The sequence below is a fragment of the Teichococcus aerofrigidensis genome (genome assembly GCF_054073225.1).
Genome location: NZ_JBSXMU010000031.1, coordinates 1 through 15,475 on the forward strand (window position 1 = coordinate 1; position 15,475 = coordinate 15,475).

16 protein-coding genes are annotated in these 15,475 nt (G+C 72.5%); 10 read left to right on the forward strand and 6 right to left on the reverse strand.

The features are described from left to right. The 7 genes from ACVMLK_RS09110 to ACVMLK_RS09140 all read left to right on the forward strand — a co-directional run. Positions 1 to 154, forward strand: a 154-nt coding sequence (locus ACVMLK_RS09110) for an orotidine 5'-phosphate decarboxylase / HUMPS family protein (protein ID WP_457486238.1), incomplete at its 5' end; no start/stop codon positions are given. A 1-nt stretch (position 155) separates the two neighbouring features. Next, entirely contained in the window at positions 156 to 806 is a 651-nt protein-coding gene (locus ACVMLK_RS09115; protein WP_457486221.1) for a phosphoribosylanthranilate isomerase, read from the forward strand. 99 nt (positions 807 to 905) lie between these two features. After that, the gene (locus ACVMLK_RS09120; RefSeq protein ID WP_457486222.1) at positions 906 to 1,370 is read left to right on the forward strand and encodes an adenylyltransferase/cytidyltransferase family protein; all 465 of its coding nucleotides are present in this window, start codon (positions 906 to 908) and stop codon (positions 1,368 to 1,370) included. A gap of 47 nt (positions 1,371 to 1,417) precedes the next feature. After that, positions 1,418 to 3,565 (forward strand): CDP-glycerol glycerophosphotransferase family protein, encoded by a 2,148-nt coding sequence (locus ACVMLK_RS09125; protein WP_457486223.1) that lies wholly within the window; start codon positions 1,418 to 1,420, stop codon positions 3,563 to 3,565. Between the two features lie 91 nt (positions 3,566 to 3,656). After that, complete coding sequence (gene trpB / locus ACVMLK_RS09130; RefSeq protein WP_198367070.1) at positions 3,657 to 4,901, forward strand: tryptophan synthase subunit beta; 1,245 nt, start codon at positions 3,657 to 3,659, stop codon at positions 4,899 to 4,901. Continuing rightward, a complete protein-coding gene (trpA, locus tag ACVMLK_RS09135; RefSeq protein WP_198367069.1) occupies positions 4,898 to 5,728 on the forward strand; it encodes a tryptophan synthase subunit alpha in 831 nt (276 codons plus the stop codon). Before trpB ends, trpA begins: the two co-directional genes overlap by 4 nt. A 76-nt stretch (positions 5,729 to 5,804) precedes the next feature. Next, positions 5,805 to 7,085, forward strand: a complete 1,281-nt coding sequence (locus ACVMLK_RS09140; protein ID WP_457486224.1) for a DUF2254 domain-containing protein — start codon at positions 5,805 to 5,807, stop codon at positions 7,083 to 7,085. 8 nt (positions 7,086 to 7,093) lie between these two features. Here the strand turns inward: ACVMLK_RS09140 and ACVMLK_RS09145 are convergent, their stop codons facing one another. The 5 genes from ACVMLK_RS09145 to ACVMLK_RS09165 all read right to left on the reverse strand — a co-directional run bounded on the left by ACVMLK_RS09145 (position 7,094) and on the right by ACVMLK_RS09165 (position 12,856). Continuing rightward, complete coding sequence (locus ACVMLK_RS09145; protein ID WP_457486225.1) at positions 7,094 to 8,263, reverse strand: hypothetical protein; 1,170 nt, start codon at positions 8,261 to 8,263, stop codon at positions 7,094 to 7,096. After that, positions 8,263 to 9,831, reverse strand: coding sequence for a rhamnosyltransferase WsaF family glycosyltransferase (locus tag ACVMLK_RS09150; protein WP_457486226.1), 1,569 nt, complete (start codon positions 9,829 to 9,831; stop codon positions 8,263 to 8,265). The genes ACVMLK_RS09145 and ACVMLK_RS09150 overlap by 1 nt, the downstream gene beginning before the upstream one ends. Before the next feature lie 59 nt (positions 9,832 to 9,890). Continuing rightward, positions 9,891 to 10,835, reverse strand: coding sequence for a Bug family tripartite tricarboxylate transporter substrate binding protein (locus ACVMLK_RS09155; RefSeq protein WP_232477208.1), 945 nt, complete (start codon positions 10,833 to 10,835; stop codon positions 9,891 to 9,893). A gap of 93 nt (positions 10,836 to 10,928) precedes the next feature. Next, positions 10,929 to 11,840, reverse strand: a complete 912-nt coding sequence (locus ACVMLK_RS09160) for an AEC family transporter (protein ID WP_457486227.1) — start codon at positions 11,838 to 11,840, stop codon at positions 10,929 to 10,931. Positions 11,841 to 11,872: 32 nt separating this feature from the next. After that, entirely contained in the window at positions 11,873 to 12,856 is a 984-nt protein-coding gene (locus ACVMLK_RS09165) for an adenosine kinase (RefSeq protein WP_198367063.1), read from the reverse strand. A gap of 281 nt (positions 12,857 to 13,137) precedes the next feature. Here ACVMLK_RS09165 and ACVMLK_RS09170 point away from each other — a divergent pair, with 281 nt between their 5' ends. Further along, a complete protein-coding gene (locus tag ACVMLK_RS09170) occupies positions 13,138 to 13,821 on the forward strand; it encodes a bactofilin family protein (protein ID WP_457486228.1) in 684 nt (227 codons plus the stop codon). Positions 13,822 to 13,868: 47 nt separating this feature from the next. Beyond that, the gene (locus tag ACVMLK_RS09175) at positions 13,869 to 14,306 is read left to right on the forward strand and encodes a hypothetical protein (protein ID WP_457486229.1); all 438 of its coding nucleotides are present in this window, start codon (positions 13,869 to 13,871) and stop codon (positions 14,304 to 14,306) included. A gap of 40 nt (positions 14,307 to 14,346) precedes the next feature. Here the strand turns inward: ACVMLK_RS09175 and ACVMLK_RS09180 are convergent, their stop codons facing one another. Then, on the reverse strand, positions 14,347 to 14,592 hold the full coding sequence (locus ACVMLK_RS09180; protein WP_198367060.1) for a hypothetical protein: 246 nt from the start codon (positions 14,590 to 14,592) through the stop codon (positions 14,347 to 14,349). Between the two features lie 162 nt (positions 14,593 to 14,754). Between ACVMLK_RS09180 and rph the strand changes: the two genes are divergently transcribed. Then, positions 14,755 to 15,474, forward strand: coding sequence for a ribonuclease PH (gene rph / locus ACVMLK_RS09185; RefSeq protein ID WP_198367059.1), 720 nt, complete (start codon positions 14,755 to 14,757; stop codon positions 15,472 to 15,474). Position 15,475: the final 1 nt, after the last annotated feature.

Below are 15,475 nucleotides of genomic sequence, written 5' to 3' on the forward strand. Positions count from 1 at the left end.
CGCCGGCAGCGCCGTCGGCGACCAGGCGCGCGTGGCGACGCCAGAGGAGGCGGTCGCCGCCGGGGCGGACTGGCTGGTGGTCGGCCGGCCGATCACCGGCGCGGCCGAGCCCGGCGCCGCGGCCGCCGCCATCGCGGGCAGCCTGGCCCGCTGAGATGGCCGCGCGGATCAAGATCTGCGGGCTGAACGACGCCGAGGGCTATGACGCCACGCTGCGGGCCGGCGCCGACTGGGCCGGCTTCGTTTTCTATCCGGCCTCGCCGCGCGCCGTGACCCCTTCCCGGGCGGCGGCGCTGATCGCGCGTGGCGGGGCGGCGGCGCCCGTGCCGGTCGGCCTGGTCGTCGATGCGGCCGACGACGAGATCGCCGCCATCCTGGCCGAGGCGCCGCTGGGCCTGTTGCAACTCCACGGGTCCGAGACCCCGGAGCGTTGCGCCGCGATCCGCGCCCGTTTCGGCCTGCCGGTGATGAAGGCGCTGGGCGTCTCCGGCGCGGCGGATCTGCGGCGGCTGGAGGATTACGCCCCGGCGGTGGACCGCTTCCTGCTCGACGCCAAGCCGCCGGCGGGGGCCAGCCTGCCCGGCGGCAATGCCGTCAGCTTCGACTGGCGCCTGCTGTCCGGCCGGCCGATCGCGCGCCCCTGGATGCTGGCCGGCGGCCTCGACCCCGCCAATGTCGCCACCGCGCTGCGGATCAGCGGGGCGCCGGCCGTGGATGTCTCCTCCGGCGTGGAGCGCGCCCGGGGCGTCAAGGACGCGGCGCGGATCGCCGCCTTCGTGGCCGCCGTCCGTCAGATGGCCCCGTGACGCGGACGCCCGTTCCTTTTCCGGGCGAAACCCGATCAGGAAAATTTTCTGGGGATACTAACGCATAGGTTGTTTCGTTCCGGCTGTCATGCAATCCTCATGAATGTGCAACATCTGGTCCATATGGGGATGCGTATGTCCGCTGCGTCACGGTGCGTGATTACCTTCGGTACCTATGACCTCTTCCACATCGGCCATCTGCGCATCCTGCAGCGCGCGCGTGCCCTGGGCACGCGGCTTGTGGTCGGCGTCTCCACGGATGCCCTGAACCTCTCCAAGAAGGGTTTGCGCCCGGTCTTCTCGCAGGAGGAGCGGATGTCGATCGTAGCCGGGCTACAGGATGTGGACGAGGTCTTCCCCGAGGAGAGCCTGGACCTGAAGGGGGAGTATATCCGCCGCTATCGGGCGAAGGTGATGGTCATGGGCGATGACTGGGCCGGCCGCTTCGATGAATACCGGGATCTGTGCGAGGTGGTTTATTTGCCGCGCACCGAGGGCATCTCCACCACCGCGATCAAGCGCGGGCTGGCGCAGCCTGCTCCGCTCGGCCTCGGCGGAAACTGACTGTCCGCCCGGGCAGGCCGGGCAGCCCGAGCGGAACGAGACAGCCGATGCATTTCCACTTCGTTCTCGACGAACCTCAGTACAACACGCTGTTCGAGCACCTGATCGACGAGGCCCGGAGTCGCCGGCACACCGTGACCACCGGCCGGCGCTTCGTCTGCCGTTATGATGCCGATGCCTATATTGGCCTGCAGGACGCCGCCCTGAAGGCGGCGCCGCGCCCCCGCGTCTTCCTGACGCATGGGCTGGGTCTCGCCAAGCGCGGCGCCCTCCGGCTGGATGTCGATTTGCTGTTGCTGCCCTATGGCGGCGAGGGGATCATCGACGATCATGGATCGGGCGCGACGGCCGCCGGCAAGGCGCCCATGGTCGTGCGCAATCTCGGCTCGCCCAAGATCGATCTGCTGCAACGGCGGGCGCGGCAGAAAGCGGCCATCCAGCGGCGCCTGCGCGAGCTCTATGACTTCGATTCCAGGCCGATTGTCGGATATTGCCCCACCTTCCGGCACCGCGGCACCCTGCATCATCCGCAACGGGGTCACCGGCTGCGGGAGGTCGAGGCCTTGCTGGAGGGGCGGTACAACGTCGTCGCCCTGCCGCATTCGCTGGAATGCGACCCGGAGGAGGTGGCCGAGTTGCGCTTCCGGCCCTCGCCCGCCCTGCCGCGGGTGGACCATTTCGTCGGCCTCGACTGCGCCGTCACCGATACCTCCGGCATCGGCTTCGAACTCTGCGCCATCGACATGCCGATGGTGCTGCTCGACAACCCGGCCGAGCCCGACTACCTGCTGGCGCGCATGCTGGAGCGGCCGGTGCGCATCGACTACGGTCCGGTCTGCACCCTGGCCACGCTCGCCGATGCCGTGGCGGCCAGCCTTGCCAATCCCGCCGCCCATGCCGCCCGCCGTGCCCATTGGGCGGAGATGGCCTTCGGCCCGCGCGATGGCGGGGCAGCGGCGAGAAGCATCGATGCCATCGAGCGCTTCGTCACGGAGCGGCGAGGACACTATGCCGGCCGGCGGGGCCAGGGTCAGGTGCTGGAGGATTATCTTCGCCGCCGCATGGCCTCCTTCCACCCCCAACGGGACTGGCGCCTGGACAAGGGCACCGTCACCATGGCCTTCGACGGCACGGAGCGTTGGTGCTTCTACGGCCCCTATCAACCCCTCGGTACCGGCCGCTTCGCCCTCGAGGTCGATCTGGACGCGACGGTCCCAGGCCCCTTCCACCTGCAGATCGACGCGGACGGCGGCCGCCGCACCCTGGCGAAGCTGGGCTTCGAGCAGGCGCTGCGGGCCTCGATCCCGTTCGAGGTGCCAGCGGAACTGGCCGGCCGCAATCTGGAATTCCGTCTGACGCAGCCGAAGGAGGCGAGCGGGGAGCTGACGCTGCGGTGTCTGCGGCTGCACCTCATCGGCCTGCCATCCGCCGCGGCCGGGCTGGAGGTCCGCCCCGCCACAGCGGCGGTCTCCACGGTGCTGGACCCGGCCTGGCAGCAGATCGCCGACCATCTGCGCCGCCACGCCGCCGCCGCCGACCACGTGCAGGCGCCGGCGCCGTTCCACCCCTGGCTGACGCATTGCCGGAGGGTCGAGGAGCAGCCGGTCGAGGGCCACCCCGCCGATTGGGTCGTGCTGCACAAGGGTTCGCCGGCGGCGCGGGATGTGGCGGACCTCTCCGCCCTGAGCGCGCGGGCCGAGCCGGTGCTGGCCAATCCCGTCTTCATCCTCTGGCGGGCGCGGCCCGGTTTCGCGGCGGGCGATACGGAGGGCCCGCTCCACGCCCGCCCGGTGTTGCAGCGGCTCGGCGGGCCGCATGGTCCCGTGCCGGCCTTTCCGCGCCATGACACGGCCTGGAACGAGGTGGCCGAGATCCTGGCCCGGCATGGCCTGCCCGGTGTGCCGGTGCTTGCCCCCGGCCCCTTCCGGCAGGTGCTGACCCAGCCTGTGGATGAGCAGGCAGCCGAGGGCACCACCTATGGCTGGGTGGTGCTGCACAAGGGTCGGCTGGCTGCCATGCCAACCGACTTCCTGCGCACCCTGCCGCGCGACTACCGGCCCGTCCTGGCCAATGCGGTCTTCATCCTGTGGCACCGGAAGTCGGGGGTCGAAATGTCCGAGGCCGCCGCGCCGCATCTCGCGCCCTTCCATGCCCATCTGCTGCGGCTGGAGGAGGGCATGGCCGTGGCCAGCTGAGACGCGGCCGCGCCATGGTGCCGGGGGCCGCGGTCCCCCTACCCCCCAGGCCCGTCACGGGCTAACACTGTTCCTCAGCCCGGAGGAACCCGTGAACCAGCCTCTGCCCAATTCGCTTCGCCAGGGCCCCGATGGCCGGGGCCGCTTCGGTCAGTTCGGTGGCCGCTATGTCGCCGAGACCCTGATGCCGGTCATCCAGGAGGTCGAGCAGGCCTATCTCGCCGCGCGCCAGGACCCGGCCTTCATGGCGGAGTGGCGGCGGCTGCTGAAGGATTACGTCGGCCGCCCGAGCCCGCTCTGGTTCTGTGAGCGGCTGACGCAGCACGCGCGGGCCGAGGCCGGCGCCGGTTCCGGCAAGGGCGCGAAGATCTATTTCAAGCGCGAGGAGCTGAACCACACCGGCGCGCACAAGATCAACGCCGTGCTGGGCCAGATCCTGCTGGCCAAACGCATGGGCAAGCCGCGCATCATCGCCGAGACGGGCGCGGGGCAGCACGGCGTCGCCACCGCCACGGCCTGCGCCCTCTTCGGCCTGAAATGCGTCGTCTACATGGGCGCCACCGATGTCGAGCGGCAGCAGCCCAATGTCTTCCGCATGAAGCTGCTGGGCGCCGAGGTGATCCCCGTCACCTCCGGCGCCGGCACGCTGAAGGATGCGATGAACGAGGCGATGCGCGACTGGGTCGCCAATGTCGCCGACACCTACTACTGCATCGGCACCGTGGCCGGCCCCGCCCCCTTCCCACAGATGGTGCGCGACTTCCAGTGCGTGATCGGCGAGGAGGCGCGGAGCCAGATCCTGGCCGCCGAGGGCCGCCTGCCGGACGCGCTGGTCTGCGCCGTCGGCGGCGGCTCCTCCGCCATGGGCCTGTTCCATCCCTTCCTGGACGATCCGGACGTCGCCATCTGGGGCGTCGAGGCGGCCGGGCACGGCATGGAGACGGAACAGCACGCGGCCTCGCTCAACAAGGGCCGGCCCGGCGTGCTGCACGGCAACCGCACCTATCTGCTGCAGGACCCGCACGGCCAGATCATCGAGGCGCATTCCATCTCGGCCGGGCTCGACTATCCCGGCATCGGGCCGGAACACGCCTGGCTGCACGAGATCGGCCGCGTCACCTATGTCGGCATCAACGACCAGGAGGCGCTCGATGCCTTCCTGCTCTGCTCGCGGCTGGAAGGCATCATCCCGGCGCTGGAATCGGCGCATGGCCTGGCGCAGGTGATGAAGCTGGCGCCGGAGATGCCGGAGGAGAGCATCATCCTGCTCAACCTTTCCGGCCGGGGCGACAAGGACATCTTCACCGTGGCCAAGCATCTGGGAGAGACGCTGTGAGCCGCATCGCCGCCCGTTTCGCGCAGCTCCGGGCCGAGGGCCGCGGCGCGCTGATGCCCTTCCTGGAGGCCTACGACCCCGATCCGGCGACCAGCATGGCGCTGCTGCGCGGCCTGCCCGGGGCCGGGGCCGACCTGATCGAGGTCGGCGTGCCCTTCACCGACCCCATGGCGGATGGCCCGACCGTGCAGCGGGCGGGGCAGCGCGCGCTGAAGGCGGGCGGAACGCTGGCCGGCGCGCTGGCCATGGTGCGCGATTTCCGCCGCGAGGACGACGAGACGCCCATCGTGCTGATGGGCTATCTCAACCCGATCCTCGCCTATGACACGGAGCGCTTCTGCCGCGATGCCGCCGCCTCCGGCGTCGACGGGCTGATCGTCGTCGACCTGCCGCCGGAGGAGGCGGAGGAGCTGGCCGATCCGGCGCGGCAGCAGGGGCTCGACCTGATCCGGCTGATCGCGCCGACGACCGACGAGACACGGCTGCCCAAGGTGCTCGCCGGCACCAGCGGCTTCATCTACTACGTCGCCATCGCCGGCATCACCGGCACGCGCAGCGCCACGCGCGACGCGCTGGCCGAGGCCATCCCGCGCGTCCGCCGCTTCACCGAGCTGCCGATCGCCATCGGCTTCGGCGTGCGCACGCCGCAGCAGGCGGCGGAGGCGGTGCAGGTCGCCGACGGAGCGGTGGTCGCCTCGGCGCTGATCGACACCCTGGCCGCCAGCCTGGACGAGAAGGGCCGCGCCCGCCCCGACACGGTCCGCAAGGTGCTCGACCAGGTGCGCGACCTGGCCGAGGCGGTGCGCGGGGCGCGCGTCCCGGCCTGAGAAGGCGCTGGGGGCGGCAACCCCGCCCTGGGCCTGGCGTTTCGCCGCGGCAGGCCTGTCACGGAAGGGAGGGGCGATGAGCCGCTGGCGCTGGATGCTGCGGAGGCTGACGCGCCGCCTGTGGTTCCGCGCCGCCCTCTTCTCCGTCCTGGCCGTGGCGACGGCCCTGGTCTCGGCGGTCGCGGCACCCTTCATCCCCTATGAGTTCACCACCCAGATCGGCGCCTCGGCGGTGGACAACATCCTCAGCATCCTGGCCTCCAGCATGCTGGCGGTGACGACCTTCTCGCTCACCACCATGGTCTCGGCCTTCTCCGCCGCCAGCAACGCCGCCACGCCGCGCGCCAGCCTGCTGCTGATCGAGGATCAGCAGGCGCAGAACGCCATCTCCACCTTCCTGGGCTGCTTCCTCTTCAGCATCGTCGGCATCATCGCCCTCAGCACCGGCTTCTATGGCGAGAGCGGGCGGGTGGTCCTCTTCATCGTCACCATCGGCGTCATCCTCTGGATCGTCGTTACCCTGCTGCGCTGGATCGACCATCTGTCGCGCTTCGGCCGCCTGGGCGAGACGGTCTCGCGGGTGGAGGCCACGGCCGCGGCCTCGCTCGGGGACTGGGCCAAACGGCCCCGCCTGGGCGGCGCGCGGAGCCTGCCGCTTCCCGCCGGGGCGGTGCCGGTCATGGCGGTGGATTTCGGCTATCTGCAGCATATCGATGTCCAGGCCCTGTCCCGCCTGGCCGAGGAGATGGAGCAGGACATCCATCTGGCGGTGCTGCCCGGCGCCGCCCTGGACCCCTACCGGCCGCTGCTGCACCTGCCGCGTGCCGCCTCGCCGGAGTCGGAGGAACGGCTGCGCCAGGCCTTCACCCTGGGCGACCAGCGCGGCTTCGAGCAGGACCCGCGCTACGGCATGATCGTGCTGACCGAGATCGCCTGCCGCGCCCTCTCCGCCGCCACCAACGACACCGGAACGGCGATCGGCGTGCTGGCGGCGCTGGGGCGACTGCTCGGGCGCTGGGCCGAGACCGAGGCGGAGGACGAGGAGGCCGCGTTTCCGCGTCTGCGCGTGCCCGATATCGCGCCGGATGTCTTCTTCAACGATGTCTTCCGCCCTATCGCGCGGGATGGCGCCGGCGAGGTGGAGGTGGGCATCCGGCTGCAGAAGACGCTGGCCATGCTGGCGCGCTGCGGCCAGGGGCGGCTGGCCGCGCCGGCCCGGCGGCTGTCGGCGGAAGCGCTCGAACGGGCGGAGGCGGCGGGGCTGCTGCCGGCCGAGATGGAGATCCTGCGCCGCGCCGCCGGGGCGCTGGCCGCCGAGGCGCTGGCCGCCGGGCCGGAACGCCCCCTGCCCGCCTGAGGAGGGCTTCAGTCCTCCAGCACCGCCCGCCGGATGGCGGCGACCTGATGCTCCCAGGAATAGTGCTCGCGGGAGGAGAGGAAGGCGGCTTCGGCCAAAGCGGGGTAGGCGTCCATCCTCCCGATCACCGACTCCAGCCGCTCTTCCCAGTCCATCGCCCGCACCAGATACCCGTTCTCGCCGTCGCGGATGGCCTGGCGGAAGGCGTGACAGGGCGAGGCCAGGGTGAGGGTGCCGACGATACCGGCCTCGAAGAACTTCAGCTCCGACTTGCAGTGCGTGAAGACATTCTCCTGCAAGGGCACGAGGTTGATCTCGCTCTCGCCGATCGCCCGCTGCAGGTTGCAGAAATCCTGCATCGGCAGGCGCTCGATGCGGTCCGGATAGGGCTCCAGCACCGCCGGCACCTGCAGGTAGCCGGCCAGGCGCAGCACCAGATGCTGATGGCGCCGCAGCAGCGCGGCCAGGCTGCCGGCGACGATCTCGAAATCCCGCGCATGCGAGGGCGAGCCGCTGAAATAGCCGAGGTGCAGCCGCCCGTCCCGCGCGAAGCCGCTCGCCCGCTTCGCCGCCATGACGCGTCCGGAGACCGCCATCTGCTCGCGGTTCAGGAAGTTCGGCACCACGCGCGCATCGGCCACCGGCCCGAGCTCGCGCAGGCGCGCGGCCAGGAAGTCGTTGGTGGTGATGGCGCGCTGGCACAGGTGCAGCACCGCCGCCAGCCGCCCCACATAGCCGAACCAGTACATCCAGTTGGCCTCGGTCAGTTCCTGGTCGAGGCTGTTCATCAGCAGGTGCACGTGGTCGATGCTGAAGACCAGATCGTCCACGTCATAGATCACGCGCCGCCCGAGCTGCCGCGCGCGGGTGATCATCCGGTTCAGCCGCTCCGAATAGCGCGCCCGGGCGATGACCAGCACATCCGCCGCCTCGGCCATGCGGTCGAGCACCGCCGCCTCATCGGCCTGGAAGAACCAGGAGGCCGTGGCCTCCGGCATCCGGGCGTTGATCACCTGCGCCATGTTGTAGCAGCGGTAGCGGAAGGTGCTGCCATCCGGATGGTCGTAGTAGTAGGCGATGCGGATCCGCCCCGGCCGGCAGAGCTGTGCCAGCCGCGCATCCGCCCCGAGCGCCCAGGGATCGGCATAGTCCAGCCGCGGCACGCCATGCAGGAACATCAGCCGCCATCCAGCGCGCGCAGGACCGGCTCCATGGCCATGCGCCAGTCGCGGTTCACGCGCAGCGTGGCGTAGCCGCGCCGGCGCGCCGCGCCGTCCTCGGCCAGCGCCGCCGCCTCGCCGATCGCCCGCGCCAGGCTGTCCACATCCGGCTCGACGCAGAGGATGTTGCCGCCATAGGCCGCGAGCGACTGCTTCACGCCATAGCGGTTGGTCACCACCACTGCGCCGCTGGCGGCGAGATCGAGCGGCGGGTAGCTCGGATGCGGCGTGTACATCAGGCTCAGCGCGGCATCCATCCGCCGCACCAGGGCCGCGTATTCGTCCCAGCCCAGCCCGTCGATCATGCGGACCTCGGCGCCGGCCGGCAGCGCCAGCGGCGTGCCGGTGCCGACGCCGTGGAACAGCCAGCGCGCCGGATCGATCCGGCCCTCCTCCAGCGCCCGCGTCAGCGCCTCCACGCCACGCTGGTAGAGGTTCCGCGGATGCCCCGGCCGGGCATAGAAGAAGAAGTTCAGCCTGTCCTCCGCCGGGCGCGGCTCGTAGCGATAGCTCGCCTCGGGGAAGGCCGGCTCGAAGACCAGGGCCTGCCCGGCCATCCCGGCCAGCCCGGTCTCCGCCAGGTGCCGCCGCAGCAGCTCGGTGTTGATCACCACGCGCCCGGCGCCCCGCGCCAGGGTCTCGGCGCAGAGCAGATGCTGGTCGCCATGCGGATAGAACATCCGCTCATCCTCCTGCAGCAGGTAGAGGATGCGCTCCCGGGCGACGCTGGCGGCGGTGGCGTGGGTGGTCCACCAGGAGGTGGTGAGCAGCAGGTCCGCCGGCCGCAGCTCCAGATGCCGCGGGCCCTCCGGCGGCAGGTGGAGGAACTCGATCTCCAGCGTGTCCGGAAGCGCCAGCATCCGCAGAAGGCGGCGCACCCCGCCGACCTCCGCCGCCTCCAGGCGGGTGACGACGCGCAGGCCCTGCGACCGGCGCTCGGCCAGCAGGGCCCCCAGGATCAGTGCCGTGCCGACACCGCCGAACAGGCTGCCGGCGCTGACGCTGTCGGTCACCAGGGTGACGCGGCCGGGGCCGTCGCGGTCCGGCGTGGTGAAGACCGGGAGCGGCAGCAGGTCGCGCCGGGCCTGCCGCGATGCCTGCCGCCGGACCGCCTCGCGCCCTTCGCTCGCACCCCGGCGGAGGTAGTGCAGGAGCGGGTTCTGTCCCGCCGCCGCGACGTCCGGGTAGCGCTCCAGATAGGCGAGGGTGCCGAACTCGGGGCCGGGATCGCGCCCGTCGGCCACGCCATGGCGGAGATAGTGCCGGGCCGGATCGCCGCCACTCATGGCCACGTCGGGATAGGTGTCGCGGTACCAGGGCGTGTCGAACAGCGGCGAGGCGCGCAGGCGGCGGGCATCGAGCCAGAGCCGCAACCGCCCCGGCAGCCCGTCATAACGGCCACCGCCCTCCTTCCGCAGGTGCCGGAACAGGGCCGACAGCCGATGGACCCACTGGCCTGGCCGCGGCGCGGCGTGCTCGTTCGGAGATGAAGGCAGGGGAGAGTTCCGCTTCGGCGGGTTATTCATTCCGGTCCTGTAGCCCTGGTGTTGGCCCGCTTACAACACGCCGCCGCGCCCCGGCGGGGTCAGGCGTCGAGCCGGATGCCGAGTTCGCGGATCAGCGGCCGCCAGATCGCGCTCTCGGCCGCGACGAACTCGTTCAGCTGGCGCGGGGACCAGGGCGCGCTCTCGATGCCGAGGCCGCGCATCCGCTCCTGCATCCCCGCCTCGGCGACGGCGGCGCGCAGCTCGGCGTTCAGCCGGGCGATGACCGGGCCGGGCGTGGCGCCGGGCGCATGCATCGCCTGCCAGCCGAAGGCCACGGCATCCGGGATGCCAAGCTCCCGCGCCGTCGGCACCTGGGGCGCCTGGGCCGAGCGCGCCTCGGAGAGCACGACGAGGCCGTGCGCCTTGCCCTCGCGCAGGAAGGGGATTCCCGTCGCGCAGTCGATCAGCACGCTGTCCACCACGCCGGCCAGCAGGTCCTGCATCGCCGCCGGCCCGCCGCGATAGGGGATGTGGGTGGCGTCGAAGCCGGCGCGGCGCTTCAGCATCTCCATCGCCAGGTGGTGCGGCGAGGCCACGGCGGGCGTGCCGTAGTTCGGCGCCTGCCGCCGCGCGGCGGCGATGTAGTCGGCCAGGCTCCGCCACGGGCTGTCCGGCCGCACCACCAGGAAGAGGGGGAAGCGGCCGATGAAGCCGACGCCGGTGAGATCGTGGTCGGGGTCATAGGGCAGGCGGCTGTAGAGCGCGGGATTGTAGACCAGGTTGCCGTTGTCGGCGTGCAGCAGGGTGTAGCCGTCCGGGGCGCTGCGGGCGACGGTCTCGCTGGCCAGCACGGCGCCGCCGCCGGGGCGGTTGTCGACCACCATGGTCTGCCCCAGGCGCGGGCCGATGAAGCCCGCGACCAGCCGGGCGAAGGTGTCGCTGGGGCCGCCCGCCGGATAGCCCACCACCCAGCGCAACGGCCGCTCCGGCCAGTCCGCCGGCTGCGCCCGCGCGCCACCCGCCACCGCCGGGACCATGCCCATGGAAACACCCAGGAACCCGCGCCGCCTCACCCTCATCGCCGTCCTCTTCGTCCCGTCCCCGCCGGTGTGCGCCGCATCATGCGGCCTCCTCCCTCATCGCGCCAGCAGCGCCACCCAGAGGGGCAGCGAGACCATGGCCAGGATGTGCTGGGTGGTGATCATGGCCGCCATCAGCGGCGCGTCGCCGCCCATGGCGCGGGCCTGGACATAGGCGGTGGTGGCGGTGGGCTGGGCCATGAACAGGATGGCGATGGCCGCGACCGCCGGCTCCAGCCCGGCCATCCAGGCCAGCAGGCTGGCGATGGCCGGCATCACCAGCAGCTTCAGCACCGCCGTCGGCACCTGGATGCGCGGCCGGTCGGCCAGCGCCCCGGGCGCCAGCGCCGCGCCGACGCAGAGAAGACCCACGGCGAGCGAACCCTGGGCCAGCCCGCGCAGCAGCCCGTTCAGCCCGGGCGGCGGACCGCCCAGCAGGGCCAGCACCATGCCCACGGCGCAGGCGAGCAGCAGCGGGTTGGTGGCGATCTGCCGCGCCACCCGCAGCGGCGAAGGCCGCCGCTCGCCGCCGAGCGCGAAGACGATGGTGATGATGACCTGCACGAAAGGCACGATCAGCCCGGTGGCGATGCCGCCGAAGGCGATGCCGGCCGGGCCGTGCACCGCCCCGGCCACGGCGAAGGCCAGCAGGTTGTTGTAGCGGATGCCGCCCTGCAGCACCGAGGTCGTGGCCGGATGCGCCAGGCCCAGCGCCCGCGCCAGCAGCAGGGAGAGCAGCGTGCCGGCCAGCAGGCTGCCCCAGATGGTGAAGGCCAGGCCACCGAGCGGCAGGGCGGCGAGGTCCACGGCGCCGATCGAGGAGACCAGCAGCGCCGGCAACAGCACCAGGAAGACCAGCCGCTCCATGCCCGCCCAGAGCGCCGCCTCCGGCAGCAGGCGCCGGCGCAGCAGCGCGCCCAGCGCGATCATGCCGAAGGTGGCGACGAAGGCGTCGAGCCAGGGGCCCATGGCGGCGGCCGGTCTCCCTCGGGCAACCCCCCTCAGGCGGCGCCGACCAGCGCCTTCAGGTCGGATTGCGGGCGGGCGCCGAAATGGCCGATGCACTCGGCGGCGGCGAGCGAGCCCCAGCGGCCGCATTCCGGCAGCGCGTGGCCGCGGGTCAGGGCGGCGAGGAAGCCGGCCGCGTAGGCATCGCCGGCGCCGGTGGTGTCCACCACCCGGGCCGGTGCCGCGGGGATGTGGTGCGTCTCGTCGCCGGCGAGGATGACGCTGCCCCGCTCGCTGCGGGTCAGGGCGGCGAGCTTCACGTCGCGCCGCGCCGCCTCCATCGCCGCCTCGAAGCTGTCGGCCTCGTAGAGCGACATCACCTCGTCCTCGTTGGCGAAGAGGATGTCGGTGTGGCGGGCGACGAAGGCGCGGAAGGCCTCGCGGTGGCGGCCGACGCAGAAGGGGTCGGACAGGCTGATCGCCACCTGCCGCCCGGCCTGGCGCGCCAGGGCGGCGGCGCGGCGGAAGGCGGCCTGCGCCGCCGGCGGGTCGAAGAGATAGCCCTCGAGGTAGGTGACGGCGGCGGAGGCGACCATCGCCTCGTCCACGTCCGCCTCGCCGAAGGCGACGCAGGCGCCGAGATAGGTGTTCATCGTCCGCTGCCCGTCGGGCGTGACCAGGATCAGGCAGCGCGCCGTGGGGTCCCCGCCGGCCAGGGGCGCGGTGGGGAAGGTGACGCCGGCGGCGCGGATGTCATGCGCGAAGACCTCGCCCAGCGCGTCCTCCGCCACCTTGCCCAGGAAGCCGACACGGGCGCCGAGCGCCGCCGCCACGGCGCAGGTGTTGCCGGCCGAGCCGCCGCTGCTCTCCACCCCCGGCCCCATGGCGGCGTAGATCGCCTCGGCACGGGCGGTGTCGATCAGCGCCATCGAGCCCTTCCGCATTCCCTGATCCGTCAGGAAGCCGTCCTCCGCCCGCGCCAGCACGTCGAGGATGGCATTGCCGATGCCGAGGATGTCGAAGGTCGCCGCTGTCATGGATCGCAAGGCCCCGCTGATGTCCGCCGCCCGCGATAGCAGCCGGGGCGGCGGGCGGATAGGGCGGGCCCGCCGCGCCATGGGCTCCGTGGGGCCGGAGGACGGGGCGGCGGTAAAACCCCGCGCGGGGTCCGGCTTTCTCGCCCGACCCCCGTTGTCCGCCGGGGCGGGTGCGTGATAGCCCGTCATGGCCCGCCCCTGCCCCGCGCGCGGGGCGGGCCGACCGCCGATTGTCCTTTTCCGTGTCGCCAATGCCCGAGACACCGTCGCAGGGGGACCTGATGTCCATCTTCCGCCGCCGCGAAGAGCCCACCCCGTCCGCGCCCGGAGCCGGCGGCGCGCCGGATTCCGATGCCGTGCCGACCACCCTGCCGGTGGCGCGCGATCCCGATCTGGCCGTTCCGCCCTTCCGGCCCGCGACCAGCCCGATCAGCAGCCAGGAGCCTTCCATGACCATGCCGCCGAAGCCCAGCCATGCTCCCGTCGGCGTGCCGCCGCGGCCGCCGGTGAGCGCCGGCGGGGCGCCCGTCGCCAATGGCCTGACCACCCGGCCCGCCGCGGCGCCCGTCCCGGCGCCGGCCGCGGTGCCGGACCGGCGCACCATGGTGGTCGGCCGTGGCATCAGCCTGCAGGGCACGGTGACCGATGCCGAGCGCCTCGTGGTCGAGGGCATGGTGGAGAGCCAGATGCTGCACGCGGCCGAGCTCAACATCAGCCAGACCGGCGTCTTCAAGGGCGAGGTCGAGGTGGAGGATGCCGAGATCGCCGGCACCTTCGACGGCACGCTGACGGCGCGCGGCAATCTGGTGATCCGCGCCAGCGGCCGGGTGCTGGGCGTGGCGCGCTGCCGCCGCCTGCAGGTCGAGGAAGGCGGCCAGCTCTCCGGCCGGATGGAGATGCTGGGCGAGAACCCGGCGCCGTCCTACACGGCGCAGCCGATGGCCACGAGCCACGGCGAGGCCTGAGCCGGCTCGCGCGGCGGCACCATGGCGGCGCCCGGCCTTCCCCCGCCATGATCCTGCGTCGCGTGGTTCCGCTGCTGCTGCTCGGCGCCTGCGCCGCGCAGCCCGCCTCCCCCGACCGGCAGGCCGTGCTGCGGGAGGTGCTGGAAAGCTACCGCGCCAATCTGGCCGGCATGCAGCCCACGGCGGCGCCCGCCCTGCCCCGCCTCGCCACGGCGCCGGACCGCGCCTCCGCCCTGCTGGGCCAGTCGCCGGAGGCGCTGCGCCGCTGGCTGGGCGAACCCCGACTGCGGCGCGAGGAGGGGGTGGCGCAGATCTGGCTCTACCAGAGCAGCTTCTGCCACCTCGATGTGGTGCTGGACCGTGAGGAGACGCCGGACTCGCCGCTGCGGGTCAGCTACGCCAATGCCCGGGCCTCAGGCACCGAGCGGCGCACCGAGGCGGCCTGCCTGCAGGCGCTCCGCCAGGACGCCGCGCCCGCCTCCTGAACGAGCGCGGGCCCAGTCGGAGGGCCGGCCAGACGGCGCGTCAGGCGATATGCTTGTCCAGCTCGGCCTTGAGCGGACAGGTGCCCTCGGCGCCGCGCCAGGCCAGATAGGAGCCGGCCCCCAGCGCCAGGATGTTCAGCATGACGTTGGGCCGCGGCTTGGCGGCGGCCGCGGCCATGATCAGGCCGCCCAGGACGTAGAGCGTGCGCTCGGCCGTGCTCAGCACCCCGGGCTCCGGCCGCTCGGCGACGGGATAGTCGCGTCCGGTGAGGTCATTCTGCTCCATGATCCGCAAATCCCTTGCTGTGCATTTCCTCAACGACCGGCCCCGCCGGTGGTTCCAGCTCACGGTTCCGGCCTGGGGCGCCGGGGCGCGGCCGCCATTTGACAGCGCCGCGCCCGGCGCCGCATTCCCTGGCGCCCAGACGTTCATGGAAAGACCCCGCCGATGCGCCCTTCCGGCCGTGCCGCCGACGCCCTCCGCCCCGTCCTCCTGGAGCCTGGCGCGGCGCGCCATGCCGAGGGCTCCTGCCGCATCCGCATGGGGCTGACCGAGGTGCTCTGCACCGCCAGCATCGAGCCGCGCGTGCCGCCCTTCCTGCGCGGCAAGGGCGAGGGATGGGTGACGGCGGAATACGGCATGCTGCCGCGCGCCACGCACAGCCGGGGCGAGCGGGAGGCGGCGCGCGGCAAGCAGTCCGGTCGCACCCAGGAGATCCAGCGCCTGATCGGCCGCGCGCTCCGCGCCGTGGTGGACCGCAAGGCGATGGGCGAGATGGCGATCATCCTCGACTGCGACGTGCTGACCGCCGATGGCGGCACCCGCTGCGCCGCCATCACCGGCGCCTGGGTGGCGCTGCACCAGGCCTTCGAGCACGCGGTGCTGAAGAACGTCATCGCGCGCAACCCGCTGCGCGACCAGGTGGCGGCGGTTTCGTGCGGGCTGTGGAAGGGCGAGCCGGTGCTCGACCTCGACTATGCCGAGGACAGCGCCGCCCAGGCGGACGCCAACTTCGTGCTGACCGGGGCGGGCGGCATCGTGGAGGTCCAGGCCACCGCCGAGGGCGCGCCCTTCGCCGAGGCGGAGCTCCAGTCGCTCCAGGCGCTGGCCCGCAAGGGCATGGCGGAGCTGTTCGCCGCGCAGCGCCGCGCGGTCGGCAAGGCCTGAC

Excerpts from the sequence above, each read along its gene's own strand:
- ACVMLK_RS09115 (WP_457486221.1), top strand. The coding sequence starts at position 156 with ATGGCCGCGCGGATCAAGATCTGCGGGCTGAACGACGCCGAGGGCTAT.
- ACVMLK_RS09120 (WP_457486222.1), top strand. The coding sequence starts at position 906 with ATGAATGTGCAACATCTGGTCCATATGGGGATGCGTATGTCCGCTGCG.
- ACVMLK_RS09125 (WP_457486223.1), top strand. The coding sequence starts at position 1,418 with ATGCATTTCCACTTCGTTCTCGACGAACCTCAGTACAACACGCTGTTC.
- ACVMLK_RS09140 (WP_457486224.1), top strand. The coding sequence starts at position 5,805 with ATGAGCCGCTGGCGCTGGATGCTGCGGAGGCTGACGCGCCGCCTGTGG.
- ACVMLK_RS09145 (WP_457486225.1), bottom strand. The coding sequence starts at position 8,263 with ATGTTCCTGCATGGCGTGCCGCGGCTGGACTATGCCGATCCCTGGGCG.
- ACVMLK_RS09150 (WP_457486226.1), bottom strand. The coding sequence starts at position 9,831 with ATGAATAACCCGCCGAAGCGGAACTCTCCCCTGCCTTCATCTCCGAAC.
- ACVMLK_RS09155 (WP_232477208.1), bottom strand. The coding sequence starts at position 10,835 with ATGGGCATGGTCCCGGCGGTGGCGGGTGGCGCGCGGGCGCAGCCGGCG.
- ACVMLK_RS09160 (WP_457486227.1), bottom strand. The coding sequence starts at position 11,840 with ATGGGCCCCTGGCTCGACGCCTTCGTCGCCACCTTCGGCATGATCGCG.
- ACVMLK_RS09165 (WP_198367063.1), bottom strand. The coding sequence starts at position 12,856 with ATGACAGCGGCGACCTTCGACATCCTCGGCATCGGCAATGCCATCCTC.
- ACVMLK_RS09170 (WP_457486228.1), top strand. The coding sequence starts at position 13,138 with ATGTCCATCTTCCGCCGCCGCGAAGAGCCCACCCCGTCCGCGCCCGGA.
- ACVMLK_RS09175 (WP_457486229.1), top strand. The coding sequence starts at position 13,869 with ATGATCCTGCGTCGCGTGGTTCCGCTGCTGCTGCTCGGCGCCTGCGCC.
- ACVMLK_RS09180 (WP_198367060.1), bottom strand. The coding sequence starts at position 14,592 with ATGGAGCAGAATGACCTCACCGGACGCGACTATCCCGTCGCCGAGCGG.
- rph (WP_198367059.1), top strand. The coding sequence starts at position 14,755 with ATGCGCCCTTCCGGCCGTGCCGCCGACGCCCTCCGCCCCGTCCTCCTG.